Source organism: Microbacterium sp. AC026, assembly GCF_979258475.1.
Genome location: NZ_OZ409857.1, coordinates 3,031,288 through 3,046,981, shown reverse-complemented (window position 1 = coordinate 3,046,981; position 15,694 = coordinate 3,031,288). Strand labels below are relative to the sequence as shown.

At 64.4% G+C, this 15,694-nt stretch carries 25 protein-coding genes; 12 read left to right on the top strand and 13 right to left on the bottom strand.

All coding sequences use genetic code 11. The features are described from left to right. Window positions 1-53 precede the first annotated feature (53 nt). On the bottom strand, window positions 54-1,262 hold the full coding sequence (locus ACZZ93_RS15405) for a sugar ABC transporter substrate-binding protein (RefSeq protein WP_053097514.1): 1,209 nt from the start codon (window positions 1,260-1,262) through the stop codon (window positions 54-56). 188 nt (window positions 1,263-1,450) lie between these two features. Here ACZZ93_RS15405 and ACZZ93_RS15400 point away from each other — a divergent pair, with 188 nt between their 5' ends. After that, a complete protein-coding gene (locus ACZZ93_RS15400) occupies window positions 1,451-1,939 on the top strand; it encodes a YajQ family cyclic di-GMP-binding protein (RefSeq protein ID WP_053097515.1) in 489 nt (162 codons plus the stop codon). A gap of 14 nt (window positions 1,940-1,953) precedes the next feature. Here ACZZ93_RS15400 and ACZZ93_RS15395 read toward each other — a convergent pair whose 3' ends face one another. Together ACZZ93_RS15395 and ACZZ93_RS15390 are read right to left on the bottom strand one after the other, a co-directional pair. Then, window positions 1,954-3,063 carry a tyrosine-type recombinase/integrase gene (locus ACZZ93_RS15395; protein ID WP_463511517.1) on the bottom strand — a complete coding sequence of 370 codons (1,110 nt, stop codon included), beginning with the start codon at window positions 3,061-3,063 and terminating at the stop codon, window positions 1,954-1,956. After that, window positions 3,038-3,253 (bottom strand): hypothetical protein, encoded by a 216-nt coding sequence (locus ACZZ93_RS15390; RefSeq protein WP_463511516.1) that lies wholly within the window; start codon window positions 3,251-3,253, stop codon window positions 3,038-3,040. The genes ACZZ93_RS15395 and ACZZ93_RS15390 overlap by 26 nt, the downstream gene beginning before the upstream one ends. 113 nt (window positions 3,254-3,366) lie before the next feature. Here ACZZ93_RS15390 and ACZZ93_RS15385 point away from each other — a divergent pair, with 113 nt between their 5' ends. From ACZZ93_RS15385 to ACZZ93_RS15365, 5 genes are all read left to right on the top strand, one after another. Next, complete coding sequence (locus tag ACZZ93_RS15385; RefSeq protein ID WP_463511515.1) at window positions 3,367-3,684, top strand: hypothetical protein; 318 nt, start codon at window positions 3,367-3,369, stop codon at window positions 3,682-3,684. Further along, window positions 3,681-4,241 (top strand): FIVAR domain-containing protein, encoded by a 561-nt coding sequence (locus tag ACZZ93_RS15380; protein ID WP_463511514.1) that lies wholly within the window; start codon window positions 3,681-3,683, stop codon window positions 4,239-4,241. The genes ACZZ93_RS15385 and ACZZ93_RS15380 overlap by 4 nt, the downstream gene beginning before the upstream one ends. After that, window positions 4,238-4,648, top strand: a complete 411-nt coding sequence (locus ACZZ93_RS15375) for a hypothetical protein (protein WP_463511513.1) — start codon at window positions 4,238-4,240, stop codon at window positions 4,646-4,648. Before ACZZ93_RS15380 ends, ACZZ93_RS15375 begins: the two co-directional genes overlap by 4 nt. Window positions 4,649-5,039: 391 nt before the next feature. Further along, complete coding sequence (locus tag ACZZ93_RS15370) at window positions 5,040-5,504, top strand: WhiB family transcriptional regulator (RefSeq protein WP_463511512.1); 465 nt, start codon at window positions 5,040-5,042, stop codon at window positions 5,502-5,504. After that, entirely contained in the window at window positions 5,497-5,841 is a 345-nt protein-coding gene (locus ACZZ93_RS15365) for a hypothetical protein (protein WP_463511511.1), read from the top strand. Before ACZZ93_RS15370 ends, ACZZ93_RS15365 begins: the two co-directional genes overlap by 8 nt. 28 nt (window positions 5,842-5,869) lie before the next feature. Here the strand turns inward: ACZZ93_RS15365 and ACZZ93_RS15360 are convergent, their stop codons facing one another. The 4 genes from ACZZ93_RS15360 to ACZZ93_RS15345 all read right to left on the bottom strand — a co-directional run bounded on the left by ACZZ93_RS15360 (window position 5,870) and on the right by ACZZ93_RS15345 (window position 8,635). Beyond that, window positions 5,870-6,640: a hypothetical protein gene (locus tag ACZZ93_RS15360; RefSeq protein WP_463511510.1), complete on the bottom strand. Its 771-nt coding sequence runs from the start codon at window positions 6,638-6,640 to the stop codon at window positions 5,870-5,872. A 78-nt stretch (window positions 6,641-6,718) separates the two neighbouring features. Continuing rightward, window positions 6,719-7,489 carry a hypothetical protein gene (locus tag ACZZ93_RS15355; RefSeq protein WP_463511509.1) on the bottom strand — a complete coding sequence of 257 codons (771 nt, stop codon included), beginning with the start codon at window positions 7,487-7,489 and terminating at the stop codon, window positions 6,719-6,721. 10 nt (window positions 7,490-7,499) lie between these two features. Beyond that, the gene (locus tag ACZZ93_RS15350; protein WP_463511508.1) at window positions 7,500-7,934 is read right to left on the bottom strand and encodes a hypothetical protein; all 435 of its coding nucleotides are present in this window, start codon (window positions 7,932-7,934) and stop codon (window positions 7,500-7,502) included. 263 nt (window positions 7,935-8,197) lie between these two features. Continuing rightward, window positions 8,198-8,635, bottom strand: coding sequence for a hypothetical protein (locus tag ACZZ93_RS15345; RefSeq protein WP_463511507.1), 438 nt, complete (start codon window positions 8,633-8,635; stop codon window positions 8,198-8,200). A gap of 274 nt (window positions 8,636-8,909) precedes the next feature. Between ACZZ93_RS15345 and ACZZ93_RS15340 the strand changes: the two genes are divergently transcribed. The 6 genes from ACZZ93_RS15340 to ACZZ93_RS15315 all read left to right on the top strand — a co-directional run bounded on the left by ACZZ93_RS15340 (window position 8,910) and on the right by ACZZ93_RS15315 (window position 11,405). Continuing rightward, complete coding sequence (locus tag ACZZ93_RS15340; protein WP_463511506.1) at window positions 8,910-9,110, top strand: helix-turn-helix domain-containing protein; 201 nt, start codon at window positions 8,910-8,912, stop codon at window positions 9,108-9,110. A 740-nt stretch (window positions 9,111-9,850) separates the two neighbouring features. Beyond that, window positions 9,851-10,102, top strand: coding sequence for a hypothetical protein (locus ACZZ93_RS15335; RefSeq protein WP_463511505.1), 252 nt, complete (start codon window positions 9,851-9,853; stop codon window positions 10,100-10,102). An 8-nt stretch (window positions 10,103-10,110) separates the two neighbouring features. After that, window positions 10,111-10,323, top strand: a complete 213-nt coding sequence (locus tag ACZZ93_RS15330; RefSeq protein WP_463511504.1) for a hypothetical protein — start codon at window positions 10,111-10,113, stop codon at window positions 10,321-10,323. Between the two features lie 5 nt (window positions 10,324-10,328). Beyond that, window positions 10,329-10,715, top strand: coding sequence for a hypothetical protein (locus ACZZ93_RS15325; RefSeq protein ID WP_463511503.1), 387 nt, complete (start codon window positions 10,329-10,331; stop codon window positions 10,713-10,715). Between the two features lie 148 nt (window positions 10,716-10,863). Next, window positions 10,864-10,992, top strand: a complete 129-nt coding sequence (locus tag ACZZ93_RS15320; protein WP_463511502.1) for a hypothetical protein — start codon at window positions 10,864-10,866, stop codon at window positions 10,990-10,992. Window positions 10,993-11,072: 80 nt separating this feature from the next. Continuing rightward, window positions 11,073-11,405, top strand: a complete 333-nt coding sequence (locus ACZZ93_RS15315) for a hypothetical protein (protein WP_463511501.1) — start codon at window positions 11,073-11,075, stop codon at window positions 11,403-11,405. 86 nt (window positions 11,406-11,491) lie between these two features. Here ACZZ93_RS15315 and ACZZ93_RS15310 read toward each other — a convergent pair whose 3' ends face one another. From ACZZ93_RS15310 to ACZZ93_RS15285, 6 genes are all read right to left on the bottom strand, one after another. Next, window positions 11,492-11,764, bottom strand: a complete 273-nt coding sequence (locus ACZZ93_RS15310; RefSeq protein ID WP_463511500.1) for a hypothetical protein — start codon at window positions 11,762-11,764, stop codon at window positions 11,492-11,494. Between the two features lie 201 nt (window positions 11,765-11,965). After that, a complete protein-coding gene (locus tag ACZZ93_RS15305) occupies window positions 11,966-12,112 on the bottom strand; it encodes a hypothetical protein (RefSeq protein WP_463511499.1) in 147 nt (48 codons plus the stop codon). An 87-nt stretch (window positions 12,113-12,199) separates the two neighbouring features. Then, window positions 12,200-12,958 (bottom strand): GAF domain-containing protein, encoded by a 759-nt coding sequence (locus ACZZ93_RS15300; RefSeq protein WP_463511498.1) that lies wholly within the window; start codon window positions 12,956-12,958, stop codon window positions 12,200-12,202. Window positions 12,959-13,400: 442 nt separating this feature from the next. Then, window positions 13,401-13,652 carry a hypothetical protein gene (locus ACZZ93_RS15295; RefSeq protein WP_463511497.1) on the bottom strand — a complete coding sequence of 84 codons (252 nt, stop codon included), beginning with the start codon at window positions 13,650-13,652 and terminating at the stop codon, window positions 13,401-13,403. A 71-nt stretch (window positions 13,653-13,723) separates the two neighbouring features. Continuing rightward, window positions 13,724-14,560, bottom strand: a complete 837-nt coding sequence (locus tag ACZZ93_RS15290; protein ID WP_463511496.1) for a hypothetical protein — start codon at window positions 14,558-14,560, stop codon at window positions 13,724-13,726. A gap of 276 nt (window positions 14,561-14,836) precedes the next feature. After that, a complete protein-coding gene (locus tag ACZZ93_RS15285; RefSeq protein WP_463511495.1) occupies window positions 14,837-15,427 on the bottom strand; it encodes a 4-fold beta flower protein in 591 nt (196 codons plus the stop codon). Window positions 15,428-15,694: the final 267 nt, after the last annotated feature.

Below are 15,694 nucleotides of genomic sequence, written 5' to 3'. Positions count from 1 at the left end.
TCGAGCTGCCGGGGCGGACGAGGTCCGCCCCGGCAGGGATGGTGCTGGGTGTCTTACTTGATCGCTGCGGTGACGTCGTCGACGAGCTTCTGCCACGTCGACGCCGGGTCGGAGCCGTTGATGATCGCGGCCTCGGCCACGCCCCAGAACTCCCAGACCGATCCCATCGCGGGGATCGCGGGCATCGGGACGGCATCCGCACCGACGGCCTGGAAGCCGGCGATGATCGGGTCGGAGGCGGCGGAATCGGCGGCGGCCGTCAGCGCGGGGAGGATGTTGCCGGCCTCGAACAGCTCGAGCTGCACCTCTTCGGTGCCGATGTAGTTCACGAGGAAGTCGTTCGCGGCGACCTTGTTCTTCGACTCGGAGCTCACGAAGAAGCCCTTGACGCCGGCGAACGGCGACGCGGTCTCACCCGTGGGGCTGGGGATCGGGTCGATCGCGACGTTGATGCCGGCGTCGACTGCGGCGCCGACGTTCCACGGGCCGGTCAGCCAGAAGGACGCGGTGCCGTCGAGGAACTGCTGCTTGGCGATCTCGCCGTCGACGTCGGTGTTCAGCGTGCCTGCGGCGCCCTGAGCGGCGAGCCAGTCGGCGAAGGCCGTTCCGCCCTCGCTGCCGAGCTGCAGATCTGCGGAGTCGTAGCTGCCCGAGTCGTCGGTGCCGAAGACCGGAGCGCCGAACGCCGTCTGGAACGGGTACAGGTGGTACGGGTTGCCCTCGGTGCCCTGCTCGACGACGAACGCGCCCTTCGAGACCATGTCGTCGAAGCTCGTCGCGGCGGCGGGCACCATGTCGGCGTTGCGCAGCACGGCGATGTTCTCGACCGCGTAGGGAAGCATGTAGACGGTTCCGTCGTAGGTCGCCGCCTGAAGGGCGACGGGCAGGTAGTCGGCCGACGAGTCGCCGAGCTCGAGCGGGGCGACCACGCCGTTGGTCGAGAGCTCTCCGAGCCAGTCGTGCGCGCCCATGACCACATCGGGGCCCTTGCCGGTCGGCACCTGCTGGATGAAGTCATCCTTCATGTCGTCGACGGACTTGCCGACGAGCTCGACCTTGACTCCGGTCTTCTCCTCGTAGGAGTCGGCGGCGCTCTGCAGCGCGTCGACGCGCTCGGCGTCGACCCAGACGGTCAGCGTGCCGCCGTTCTCACCCTCGGATGCGTCGCCGCCGTCGGTCGCGGTCGAGCAACCGGCCAGGGAAAGAGTCGAAACGATCGCGATGACGCCGGCGGCGACGATGCCCCTCTTGTTCACCTTCATTGGTGTGTGCCTCTCTGAGTACTTGTGGCCTGCAAGGACTGCAAGCGCTTACAGTATGCATCGAGAACGACGGGAATCGCAATGCAAAAGCCCTTCGATATCAAGCTGTAACCGCGGATTGGTGCGTGAGAGTCGATGGAAGCGCTTCCAAGCGAGCGTGAAAACGGCGGTGTCGATACACTTTGCGTATGGCTGACAGTTCCTTTGACATCGTCTCGAAAGTGGATCACCAGGAGGCCGAGAACGCCCTGAACCAGGCGCGCAAGGAGATCGAGCAGCGCTACGACTTCAAAGGCACGGGCGCCTCCATCGCCTGGAGCGGCGAGCAGATCCTGATCATCGCCGGCACCGAGGAGCGCGCGAAGGCCGTTCTCGACGTCTTCCAGTCGAAGCTCATCAAGCGCGGCATCTCGCTCAAGAGCCTCGAGTCGGGCGAACCCTTCGCCAGCGGCAAGGAGTTCCGCATCGTCTCGACCCTCAAGGACGGCATCTCCTCGGAGAACGCGAAGAAGATCAACAAGCTCATCCGCGACGAGGGTCCGAAGGGCGTGAAGAGCCAGATCCAGGGCGACGAGCTGCGCGTGCAGTCGAAGAGCCGTGACGACCTCCAGTCGGTGATCGCGCTGCTCAAGGGCGCGGATCTCGATCTCGACCTGCAGTTCATCAACTACCGCTAGAGCTACCCGCTGACCTAGGGTTTCTTGCTTTCAGTCCGCGGGGAGTCCGCAGAACCGGCTACGGATCGCATGAAATCAGCGGTCGCAGCTCTCGTGCGGTCCTCCGCGGACGGCCACAGGTGGGCGTAGGTGTTGAGCGTGATCGACGGCTGAGCGTGGCCCAGCGCGCGCTGCACGGTCACGACGTCGCAGCCCGACGCAATGAGGTTCGACGCGAAGGTGTGCCGCAGGGTGTGCAGCGTCACCTCAGATGGGAGCCCGACGGTCGCGCGGATGCGCCGCCATTCCTCCCCCGCGTTGTTGCGCTGCCACAGCCGTCCAAGCGGTGTCTGGAACAGCTGGGCCTCGGGTGACTCAAGCGCGCGAACGGCGACGTGAGCGGAGAGAGCCGCGGTGAGCTCGCCAGGCACGGATATGGTGCGTTCGCTTCCGTACTTCGGTGGCACGATCTTGGCCGTGGCGATGGACGTGCCCTGCACCTGCTGACGGACACTGATCGACCTGCCGAGAAAGTTCACGTCGCCGAGCCGCAACCCCGCCGCTTCCCCGAGACGGAGGCCGGCGTACGCGCACACCTCGACGAAGGACCGGAAGTCGCCGGCGACGTCGAGCACGGCATGCACCTGATCCGCGCTGAGGATCTCCATCGTGACCTCGGCCTTGCGCACCCTGGGCGCCTTCACGTACGCCGCCGGGTTCTCAACTATGACTTTCGCCCGCACCGCGGCCCGGAATGCCATCTGCACGTAGTTGAGCCTCGTACGGATCGTAGAAGCCGCGAGCTTCCGCCTCTGCTCGCCTGTGACCCACGCTTGGACGTGCAGCTCCGTCACGCGAGCGATCGGCTGGTCCCGCCACGGGACGGACTGGAGCGCCGTCTGCGCGGCTTGAACGGTCCCATCGGCCCACGACTGCAGCCGGATCCACGACGACGTCCAGGCGGCCCATGAGACTTCGCCCGCGCGGGGATCGACGTACTGCCCGGTCACGACCGAAGCCGTCACCTCGTTCAGCCACCGCTGCGCGTCCCGCTTGAGCGAAAAGTGCTTCGCGTGCTCCTTGCCGGCACTGTCTCGATAGCGCGCCCGCCAGACGCCATCAGGCCTTTGCTTGATGCTCGCCATCATCTCCCTCTTCGTCGCCGCGGTACTCGTCATACAGGAACTCGACGCGCTGCTTGTGCGCTGCCTGCTTCGGTCGCGCGTATGCGTCCGACTGCCGCCGCGACTCGTCGAAGTAGATCTGCGAAAGCCTCTCCTCGGGCGACGCAGAGACGATTCTTCCCTCCACCACCTCGTACAGCTGCGGATCCACGCCCTTCGCAAGGATCTCGCTCACTGGGGCCATGCCCTCCGCATCGTACGGAAACTCGTGGTCAAGGTGCAGAGCCGCGACTCGTCGGCGGATGCCGACGCGGCGAGGGCATCGTGAGCACCCGGGCACACCCACTCGCCCTCGACACCGGCACGTCGAGCGACGCCGACGACACACTGTCGCTTGCCGCGAAGGAGCGCGTCGCTGCGGCGATCACCGTCATCCTCTCGGAGCGCGGCGCCCTCACCGACGAGCAGATCGTGAGCGAGTACAACGCTCGCGCGGCCGCCCACTCGTCCGTACCCCGGGTGACGGCTCAGCGGATCCGGACGGCTCGCGCGAAGCTCGTGAGACTCGGCGGCGTCCGGGACGCGGGCGTGGTCGCGTACTCGATGCTCGGTAACCGCGCCACGGCTTGGACGCTGACGTGAGCGCCTTAATCATCACAGAAAAAGCCCCCGCTGCTGGCGGCCACCAGCGCGAGGGCGAGAACCCGAACCCCTACGAGAGGAACCAGATCATGAGCAACCTTACCCCCGATCACTGGGCGACGGACACTGAGGTGTCAAATGACTCTCCGCCGCTCGTCGTCTACAGCCGTGAACTTACATCGGGCCCATTCACCATGGTCGTTGCACACACCCTCTGTGAAACGGACCTAGGCACCGACGTCATCGTGAAATGGGACGAGCCGGGCGACGTGCACGGCGTCACGCACGCCGAGGAGTTCTCGGTCAGGGTCTCACGGATCTCGGCCCTAACTGCCGCGCTGAATGAGGCTGCTTCGATAGTCGAAGGGGTCCCAGACCCGACTCTGAGCCCGGTCGATCGCGCGACGCAGGAACTCACCAAGACGATCGAGGAGCTGGACCGACAGGGACTGCACGATCTCGCACTCACGGTCACGTTCTCACTTATTCGCCTTCGCACCCGTGCGATTGACGACGGTCGGACGGCTCGATCAATCACCGAGGAGATCCCCGCATGACCGCAAATCGTGAGCGTCTGTACAAGGTGCGGCATGCGCCCGACGAGAACGACGATCTCGAACTCCACGATGGGCCACAGCCACACCCCGATGCGCCCGAGCCGGCCGGTTGGGCGGAGTTCTGCGAGGAGAAGTGGGGGGAACACCGACCGTTCTTCTATCCCTCGACACGCCACATCTACCGCTCGAGGTCGGCCGCGCAGGAGCGAGCAGCCACGATCAATCGCTGGGGTGGGAATGCCGTCGTTCTCGAGTGCTCACCCGTCTGGCGGACGATCGCACACGCGAAGGGCGAGCGCGAGCTCGCGCGGTCCGACGCGAAAGTGACGAACTTGCAAGGCCAGCTCGAGCGCGAACTCAAGCGCAGGTCAGACGTCAACGATCAGCTACGAGCGCTCGACGACTGACTCCGGCGGAGCGGCCCTGACACCTCGTTGCGGGAAGTCCGGGCCGCTCTCTGTTTTGCAGATGCCGAGTCCCTCAAGGTATGCGGTGAGCTCATCGAGAGTCATCGGGTGGTCCAGTGTCGCCATGCATACTCGGCAGCCTCGCGGGCCGTCATCGTGCGCACGCGTGCGTCGATTTCCCTGACTACTGCGGCTAGGTCCTCGAGCGCCTGCGCACGCGTCTTCACGACCGAACCTCGCCGACCAGCGTCGCCTCATCCCGTTCGGGGAGCTCGTCAGCAATGGCGATTAGGAAGTCGGCGAGTTCGATCAGGCATTCTTCTCTGGTCGACATCGTGCGACACTACGCCTTTTGCCGCGTCATGAACAGGGTTCGGGTTATTCTGACCTTATGTCACCGGATGATGCCTACGATCAGCTCTCACGGGCGCTCGAGATGCGCGCCCCTCAGTGCCACGGCGACGCCCGCTTCCCCGAGGACCGCGTCACCGCAGCGGTAGCGAAGGATCTCGCCGAGATCTGCGCCACCTGCGACGTCGCTCTCCTCTGCCGCCAGTATGCGAGGGCCGCTAACCCGAAGATCGGGTACTGGGCCGGCCACCGCTCCACCCCCACGCCACGCACGCCAGCTACAGGCCGAAGCGGCGGCGGAGCAGCCAAGCAGAGCCGCCCGAAGCACGACCCCGCTGTCACCGCCAGGGAGAAGCGAACCGCCTGGTGCCGCGCGCAGGCCACACGCCTACGCGACGCCGTCACTCGCGGAGAAGTCGAGCCCTGGTTCCTCGACGCTGCAGCAGAGTACGAGGCGGAGGCAGACCTACACGAGCGCGCGAGCAAGGTCACCGTCGATGCCTAAGCCTCTCCCACCTGAACTCCGCACAGCCGTCATCGAGGACATCGGAGTCCGCCGCCTCGGACGCAACGAGATCGCCCGCAAGCACGGCGTCTCCCCCGGCGTCGTCACCAAGATCGCCCGCGCCGAACACCTCCACTTCGAGAACGACTGGCGAACCCACGTCGGAGCCGCCGCCCACCGACTCGACTGCGAATTCAAGCGCCTCGAACGGGAGGACGAGCTGCTTAGAGAAGTCCTTGAGCTGCCACAGACCAACCGTCGCCGCGACGGACGCGAAACGAAGGCCTACAGGCGCCTCAGCTACAAGCTCTACGACCTCCAGCGCCACCACAGCTGAACTTCGCGCATCTGGCTATGACGACTCGTCACTCATCCGGGAGGACAGCGGAGACGGCGGTGCCCTCGCCCCACAGCCGCTCATACATCTCCCGAATCGCCTGAGCAGCACTGTCGGCGATCGTCGTGACCACACCCGGTCGAGCCGAGATCGAGTTGAGACTCGACCCCAAGGCAAAAACGGGCCCGTCATCTGGGATGAAGAAGCGGTCATGGAGTCGCGCGGCAGGAAGGGTGCGCAGCTGCGGAGAGCCCTCATCGGTTCCGAGCGCGCGGCCGAAAAGAGTAAGTCGGTTACGCCGCGCATCATCACTTGTGAGCAGCCGGTCCACAGAAGAGATCGACATCACGTCGCCCAACCCCTCGAGGTTGAGGTATTTATCGACTAGCAGCCCCTCGCCGTACGACGACATCAGATCAAAGATCCGCGTGTACGCCAATCTGTCCTCCGGATCGATCGTCACCATCAGCGGCTCATCTGCCACGTCGGCCAACGGCTGGCGGTCTGCATGTTGGAGGACCGCGCGCCCAAGGGCAGTCAGCTGCACTCCGCTGCCACAATCGATCCATTGCACACGCGTCAAGAACGATCCGACTGATTCTCCCGGCACGACCTCCCGCTCAAACATCGTCATGTATTGCGAAACTACTGCGTCCGCAATGTTGCGTGTGCGCCGTCGAGCCGGCAACGGGTTCACGGCGTACGCCTCGAGCTGCTCCAGCGTCATCGCCGCGCCAGCTCGACTGACGGCGGCAATGTACGTGAGCGTGCGGTGCAGTTGTTCTGAGATGAGTTCCACAAGGCCGACCATATCGACTAGTTGACGATCGGTCACACCTACGCGCGCACGCGTCAGGCGTGTACGCGGGTGCGGCAACTACCGCCGCCGCGAGGGACCAGGGATCCGAGATCGAAGCCTAGGCCTAGGGAACGATTTGATCTCGGTCGCGACGACGCCAACCTCCCTCGCGATGCGAGGGAGCCCGACCATTCCGTCTCTCAGCGTTTCAGAAAGGAACTGAACATCCTTTGAGAGTCGCTGCAGCGGGTCCTCATTGACCGGGGTGAACCCCCAAGGGGCCATGTGGAGCACGAAATCATCACTGAACTGTTCCGAGCGCTGCAGGTCCGTATAGGTGGCGGAGACGGTGTACTCGGGGGGAACAGTCGGACTGTTCAGGGCCTCCTTACCTCCGTCGAAGGGGTACTTCAACTGCTGACCGGGGCCGAGCATCTGTACCTGCGTGACCCCGTTGAAGAGCTCGTTCAGATCCGCCGTGGAGGGGAGCACGACAATCCTGCCAGCCCGTTGAAATAGAGGCGAAACGGACAGGCGCACATCGCGTGCCGCGGATGACCCGATGTTCCGCACGACGATGTAGATGACGTTACGGCTCTCGGTGTCGAGAAAGCTCCTAGAGCCGAATGCTTCAAACGAGTACTCGACGACAATCACAGGACGGGAAAGACTCCTGTTGGATGCTGTGAGCAGCTCGTTCGACGTCTTGAGCTCCCGGTTGGACTCCGCAAGCCCGCTGAGTTGCTTCCACGCCACGTAAAGCAGGACCGCTGCGACAACGACCCCGACAAAACTCCACCACGCCTGCCATTCGCCCGCTGTCGGCCAGCCGTCCCATCGCCACCACATGAGGCGGAGTCTACTGTGACCAGGCGCGGTAGAGATCGCGGACCGCGTTGCAGAGCAGCCCCCATCGCCGCGCACCCCGGTACCCGTACTTATAGCGAAGGTTGGCCTGTGCGAGCTTCCTGGTGCGCGTCCGCTCCTTGAGCGCTTCCCCTCGGGCTTCGATCCACTCGGCGTACGGGAGGTCCCTGTGGGCGAGTTCGCGCATGCTCTGCTCCCAGGCGAGGTTCTCCGCCTCATCGAACATGAGCGTCTCCGTCTGCATCGCCCAGTTCCGCAGCAGCACCCATTCCTCCGCACATTGGCTGTTCGGCCAGCGGTCTTCGTCGGCGGCATCGAGCAGCTCGATCAGAGTCGCGCCGGCGAGCTGGTCGGTATACACGGTCGCCCTGCGGGCGGTGGGGAGGTTAGGACTCATCGCCCTGCCGGAGTTCGGGGTGACGCTCACGGAGCCGTGCTGACGCCGCCTCTAGCTCCGCCCTGAGCTTCTCGAAGCTCTCAGCGGAAACCGGCTTGGCATCGCGCACGCGCTTTCGCTGTCGCTGCGGAGAAGCACTCGCAAACCGTTGCAGAGTGCCGCCTCCAGGTTCGTCAGTCGTTTCTCCTCGACTGCACGCACGATGCGCTGATCGTGGGGCGAGAGAGTCAGATAGTGTCGCTCCTTCTCAGCGCCTACGATCTGCAGCAGCTCGTAGATGCTCTTCTTCTCCATCACATGCTCTCCTCGCTCGCGGGCAGATGACCCGCGTCTCGCGCCTTCATGATCCATCGGTAAGCGGTCGTGCGGTGCACGCTGAACGCTGCGGCGACGGCATCCAAACCACCGGTTTCCTGTTCCTGATAGATCTCAGCGATCTGCCGCATCCGCTCGGGTGTCATAGTGCGCTGGCTTCGCTTGCGCGCGTTCCGGACAGCACTCACGCCGACTCGGATCAGCTCGACATCTTCGACCTCGCCGCCGAACGGATTCGGTAGCTGTCGCCCGGATCGACCGTCGTCGCCTATCGGCGTGCTGACGATCGCGACGGCTTGCTCCACGAGGCTCTCGAGATCGAGGTCCAGGTCGCGCTTGCGAACCTCGCGACCGTCACCGTACCGCCAGAACTTCAGGCTCGTGACCCGCGGTACGTGGTTGATGATCTCGATCATGACGTCGACCGCGGGAGCGTCCACCTCGCGCAGCTGTAGCTCGAGGGCGACCGGGACCTGCCGGTCGCCCACCTGCGTCCACATGTCCGAGCCCTTTTTCGTCACGGGTATGCGGATCTTGCCGCCGCGGACGCGGATGGTGATCCAGTCGACGATCTCGGGCTGATCGTGCATGAGAAATCCCTTCGTGCAACTAGCGAGCTGTGCAACTTGGTTGCAAAACTAAACGTATTAGACGAACTGATCGAGAACAAGACGAGAAAGGTCGACCCTCATGCCGATCCCCGCAGAGCTCGCAGGCCGAGCAACGACGGACGTCGCCACCGCAGCGCGGGTGCTGAACATCGGACGCGGTGCCGCCTATGCCGCGGTCCATGCCGGCGAGATCAAGAGCCTCCGCATCGGCGGGCGCATCGTCATCCCCGTCGCACCGCTCCTGCGCATGCTCGACCTCGAAGACACCCCGGCCGCCTGACATGGGAATCACTCGCACTCCGATGCCGTTCGAGAGGGACTTCGTCCAGATCCCGAACGCGTGGCTTCGTGACCAGGAGCTTTCTCGGCGTGCTCGTGGACTGCTGGCTGAACTGATGACTCACCGAGCGGGTTGGCACATCACAATCGCCAGCCTGCAGAAGGCGGGCCCTGAGGGCCGCGACGCGATCCGCGGTGCCGTCCAGGAGCTCGTCCGCCGCGGCTACCTCGTACGCCGGCAGACACAGGGCGAGAGCGGTCGCTTCAACGAGATCGAGTACGAGATCAGCGACCCCACTATCGCAGTCGGATTTTCCGACACCGGTGGATTTACCGACGACGGTTCAGCCGACGACGGTTCAGCCGACGTCGGTGAACCCGCCACTAAGAACACCATTTCTCAGAACACCATCCAGTCAGAAGAACATCAGGGAGGCGCGAGCGCCCCCTCCCCTTCTGCTCGAACCACCCAAGGGGCACAGACGGAGCGCCATGTCGAGCATGTGGCGACGCGCGTCGAGCAGCCACGGCCGCTTCCACCATCGCCCGAGACAAGCCGACCCCGATCCCACCTCGTCTCTCGCTATTGGGCGCGAACGACTGTCCCGAGCATCCCGGCTATCCACTCACGGCAACAGGTTGCGACAAGTGCGAGCGAATCCGGCTCGAAGACCTCGGAGCCGCGTAGGCCCGAACACCCGCTCGCTGCAGGGGCGAGCACGACCCAGGAGAACACACACCATGACCGATACACCCCCGATTGACCCGGACCTCGCTGAGCGGCTGCGCCCGTTCACTACAGAACTCCGAGCACTCGCTGACCACCTCGACGCAGCCCCGTCCGAACCCGCCAGCGATGACCCCGAGGCACCCAAGCCAACATCAGGGCGCACGGAGATCACCGAAGACCTGATGTCGGAGCTGCGAGCTGAACGCGACGCCGCATTCGCTGCCCGCCGCCCCAGCTACATCGAGACCTCAACCACCAACTAGGAGACACCATGTCTGAAACCACCACCACCCTCACGCCCGAGGCCGCTCTCGCCAAGCTCGAGCAGGACGCAGTCGACGGCAAGCCCGTCACCGCCGACCAGCTCGCCAACGCGCGTGCAGCGATCGACCTCGCCGCGCTCGTCGGGCGGGCAAGAAAGGCGACCAGATCGCCGCCGAGAAGGCCGCTGACAAGGCTCGAGCAGACGCGAAAGCGGCCGTAAGAGGCATGCTCGACGGTGTACCCGACAAGCTGCTGCAGGCCTTTGATCAGGCAGTCGCGGGACTCGAAGGTCTGTTCGCCGCGCACAAGGCCTACCAGGCCGCGATCCAGGACGCCGGCCAGACTCTGTCCGACGCGAAGGTCCCCACCCGTGGGTGGTCGCACGAACCGAAGCCAGATCACTACGACCCGAATTTCTCGGCGCACTGGGCACATGGCGGTGTCGTCTCCGGCGTCACCGTCGACGGCGTCACACACTCCTCGGGTGCGCTCGAGGAGTGGATCCGCCAGGCGGTCTACCCGGTCCTGTGGGCGCACTACGAGACGCAGAGCCTCGCGGCCAAGCTCGGCTCCAGTCAGAAGCCGAAGCTGCTCGCAGAGCGCAACGCCTGATCCCATGACCACCGTGACGCCGACCCTGCCCGCCTCCGTGCGGTGGCGTCACGGCCGGGGCCGGTCATCCTCTCCTGGGTTCCGGCCGGCCCCACCCACCGCACGACCCGAGCGCAGATTGCCTGCGCCAGACCCGAAGGATACGACCATGGCGACACCAGCCAGCATCACCGTCCACAGCAATTCGAGCATGTGGGCGGCTCTCGCGAACGCGAACAACCTCTACCTCGTGTTCGCCGACGGTGACGGGAACCTCCATGCGGTACCGAACCGCTGAGCACAGTCGCACGCGCCGGTAGGTGAGCGCCGATGGCCGCTGAGGAGCATTCGTTTGAGTACTTGGGTGCGCCGCTCAACGTGACTGTCGACCTTGCCCGTGACGCGCCCACGACTACGGCGGCACCGAACGTTCGGGTCGTGCAGGGCTCGTGGAAGACATGGCGATTGGAGGCAGACCTCACGAAGCCGGGACACGAGGGCATCCGTCTCATCAAGACCGTCTCATCCGGTGGCGGCGAGCACCCGAACGGCAACCTCACGCCAGCTCAGAGCGGCCCGAACGGCTACATGATGATGCTCACGAACAGCGGCAACATGTACAAGATCGCGGCCGGGTGGGGTGTCGTGTCACGGTTCTGCACCGCCGAGGAGTGGAATGCTCAGCTCACCCAGTTCTGTGAATCAGACTAAGAAGATCGTGACAACTTTCGCCGAAGGAGACACCGCCGTCCACTGATCGAGGCCTTCCCCGATCGATTCTCGAGTCGATACGTCCCCTAGGCGTTCAGCCTGTTGTGAGTCGTGACGTTCGGAGTGCTGTGCCCTAGGGCGTGCCGCCTGTAATTCCCGAGCGCAATCCATGGCCCGAGCCCTGGAAGTTCGCGGAGCGCGGCGCAGAGGATCCGCGTGTGCTCATCCTTGAAGTATCCGACCCACGTGCCGACGGCCTCGGCGAGCACGTCGGTCCGGTCGCGAGCAATCAGTCCAGCGACGACCGGCGCGGGGTCCGCGGCGTACCGATTGCGGGCGCAGGTCGCGTCGAGGTGCACGCTGAGCTTCTACGGCGGGCATCCGACACCGCAGCCACGGTTTGCGCACGGGCGGTGTCTCACGCCGGTTCCGCAGAACGTCCGCAAATATTTGCCGCACGCATCCGCGAAACGCACGCCAGGGGCGCAGCACCGATCTCGCTCGTCTGACAGCGGACACAGAAAAGCCCCCGACCTCGCGGGGGCTTTCGTGCTCAGAGATCACTGCTCTTCGTTGGGCCTGAAGCCAATTCGCTTCAGAGTCCGCTTGTGCGCAGCCATGTCTTCTTCTGCGCGCACCGCGTCGCGGAGCTCAATGATCTCGAGGAAACGAGCTTCGTCGTCTTCGGTGTACCGGTCACGGGCCATCAGCTTCCTCCTCGTGGTTGCATCCCCTGGATCCATAGTGCCGTAAATCGGTATGAGATTGCTGATCGTATCGGCGAGTGCAACAACTCAGGATACCTCAGCAGCTTTCGCGTAGATCTTCGCTGCAGCTTCGAGATGACTTTTGTGCAGATCGGTGAGACCGTTCTTGTGGTTACTGTTCATGGACAACATGCCAATCGGCTTGTGACTGGCGTTGAAGATCGGAACTGAGATGAACGCGCGGTAGTCACGATCTCGCTTCTCCAGGGAGTACTCGCGACGCCACTTCTTGCTACGCACGTCCGGGCAGAACGTTGGATCACCCGCAACGACGCGTTCGACGGTGCAGCGTTCTTCGATCGCGCGGGGCGTCTTCTTCGGCGTGTTCTTGAAGCTCTTACGGGCGTCTCGTGAGGCACGATTCACTCGCTCGAGTCCGTGCGACACCAGCCTGTACACGTTCACGTCGCAGATCGCGTCGTTCCCCCTGACGAGGGCGCGACACTGCAGCGTCAGTTCGGTCGCAAGGTTCTCAAGCGCTTCGCCGACGACCGGCTTCTTCACCGCGATGACTTGCTCGGCCAGGGGAATGATCGTTGAGCGCATAACAGTTAGGAGTTCGGACTCCGTTCGCTGAGTCCTAAGCTCCTGAGCCACCGCCATGTAGATACCGCTGAAGATAGAGGCGATCCCCGCAACGACGATCAGGAAGATCGTCCAGAACTCACCGATCGCGTCCGCCGCGCCGATCCAGATCGTGCCGAAGAAGGCAAGTGCAACCGCGCCAGCCGCCGAGACCAAGATTGGCCAGTAGCGGTCGGCGAGCGACCCGAGAACTTTGAACACCCGACACACGTTATCGGCTCGGAGGGCTTGCCCTCGTGAGGCCAGGGCTTTGGGATCGGATTCCGCGGCATCGCTTTCATAACGTCTTCCCCAGCTCGAAGCCCCGGCCCCTCCGCGAGGGATACCCGGGGCTTCGATCGTCCCCGTCTACTTCTCGACGTGTACTGATGTGCTCCCGGGCTGATCGCCCCCGGTCACGTATCGGTACGCAATTGCCAGATCTGCGAGCGCCTTCGCACGGAAAATCGTGTTGCTGACCTTCGGGAGATTCGCGATCTCCGCCGTGATAGCGCCGTACAGCGCCGCTTCTGTGCTTCTCCGGTCCGCCACTGTGAACCCTTCCTCTATGCCGTCCCCGCGCCCTGCGCTCGGGTAGCCATCAGCATAGGAGGGGCCGGCGACGTGACCACGCATAAAGGTGGCATGGTCACGCGCACGAGAGTCAGCCGAGCATCATCGGCGTCACTGGCACCTGGTACCGCCCGACGTCGTCACGCCAAAGGCTCAGGTGCGGCACACGCTCCCAGCCCCAGGTCTCCACGACTCGGTCGATCTCGGCGAGGGACCCCTCGTCCTCGAGGGAAACGAACTGCGACAGTCGTTCGATTCGTCCAGCCGGGAAGTCACCCGTCGGACGAATCCGCAGGCCCCACGTCGCGTCGCCAAGCCGCTCGATCCAAATGATGTCGCTCATCGCCACAGCATCCCAGACCGGGCACCGGGCCTCGGGCCTCAAGAGAGAACACCGGGCTTGGCTCGTTCGATCTACTCGGGATCCGGAACAACTCCGCCGAGCGATATCCAATGCGCTCGCAGGTCCGCGTCGACGTCCTTGTTCGCCAGCTCGTCCGCCGCGTCTTCGATCGCGGTCTCCAAAGAATCCTGCATCGACGCGTCGACAGCTGCGTCGGTCTTCTCCCCGTGGGCCTTCCACCCTGGCATCTGCGCCTCGAGGAAGTCATCGACCATCTTCACTTCCGGGCTCTCGCGATACGCCTTCATCCGCGGCGACGTCTCCCGGATCAGCTTCTCAAGCTCACGAGGCCGCTGAATCTGCACCGTGTGGGTAGCTGCGACCACGATGCCCCGTTGCGAGGCGAGCCCCCACCGCAATGCCGACCGGACATGGTCCGCGTTCATCGGCGTCGCCGCTCGCTCCCACCAGCCCTCGATGGCCCCCAGATCGCGCCCCTCCCTTCTCGCGAAGTCAACGAGATCCTGCCCAACGTTGCCTGTCCATTCGAGGCCCGAAGGCGTGACCAGATAAAGCATGCTGTGCCCTTCCCACGCGCAGACTCCTTCCACGCGTGACGGCAACGATACGATGCGCCCCCGACAAGCACCCGCCCCTCTGTGGACGAACCTGTGCACACCCCGGCCGACTAGCCGCACGTGACCGCGCTCGACGACAACTACCAGGCCGTCCCCTTCTTCGCCTTCGTCGCCTTTTCCAGCGCATCTGCCGTGATGTCTGATCCCGCTGGGATGCTGTGCACCATGACTCAGACTCAGTGCAACCTGCGAGCCGATGTGCTCGTCAGCCAGCCCGGGAAACGCGCCAGACGATACCCCGACGTGCAATGCGCCGGCAAGGCAGGACACGAGCACTCCAATCTCCCTGTGCCGCGTCAGCATCATTTCCTCGCTGGCGGGACGGTCGCATTCGGGTGCCGCCTCGAGAACGGGACATGGGTCGCCCGGTACTAGCACTCAGGATGTCGGCTCGACACGTCCTGCATCTCCGAACCCCTGCGTACCGTGTTGTCCCACCGCGAACCGTTGCCGCCGGAGCGCGATCCACTCGCCGGTGGTGGACAAGTCCGCCCAGACCGAAGCCCCGGCCCTCACATGAGGACACCGGGGCTTCGTCGTTGAGGGTCAGGCGGACAGATACGACTCCCAGTCCTGGGAGCTCCACGAGCCGGAGTACCCCGGCTTCCCGTGCACACCGCCGAGTCCGGGCATCCCGGGAACCCCGGACATACCGGGCGTGCCCGGCACACCAGACAGGCCAGGCTTCGCAGGCCCACCACTCGCATCCTGAGTGAACACAACTACGTGCCCCTTCAGATCCCAGAACTGGCCGTCGTCGTACCAGCCGACGTGTCGGCCCCGTAGCGAATACACGAGGTCATCCGACACCAGCCAGCCGATAACCTTCCCGTCGAGCGAACGTAGGCGATCGTCCTCGATCCACCCCACAACATGACCATTCCGGTCCCATAGCGTTTCCATCCCGACAGCATCCCAGACCGCGTCCCCCGACGCATCCCGCACAGGGCTAGAGGCCCGAGTCGAGCTGATCCCGTCGACAACATTCCGGCCCTGTAGCCGCACATGACCGCGTCCAGGCGACGTACGACATTCCTTGACGAGCCGCGAGGCGAGCAATGCGTTCAGGTCGGCCAGGTAGTAGACGTTGAGGCGCCCCTGCTTGGATGCCTTCGGGCCAGCGTCTTCGCACTTCATGACCCGGAGCGTCTGCGGCTTGACGCCTACTACTCGGCTGCCTGCTTGGTGGTGAGCACGGGACCCCGGCGAGAATTGGCCGTCAGCGACCCCCGCGGGTCCTCGGTCGGATGCGTCATGATCTGCAGGCTAGTCCGCATAGAGTCCGCAAAACACCCACCTCGCGCCACGGCTAGCCGCCATCGGCCACCATCCGAAGCCGCGGAATCACGGGAGTCATGCGACTGCACACCACACCCCACTACCTTGCCCCCGATTCATCAACTA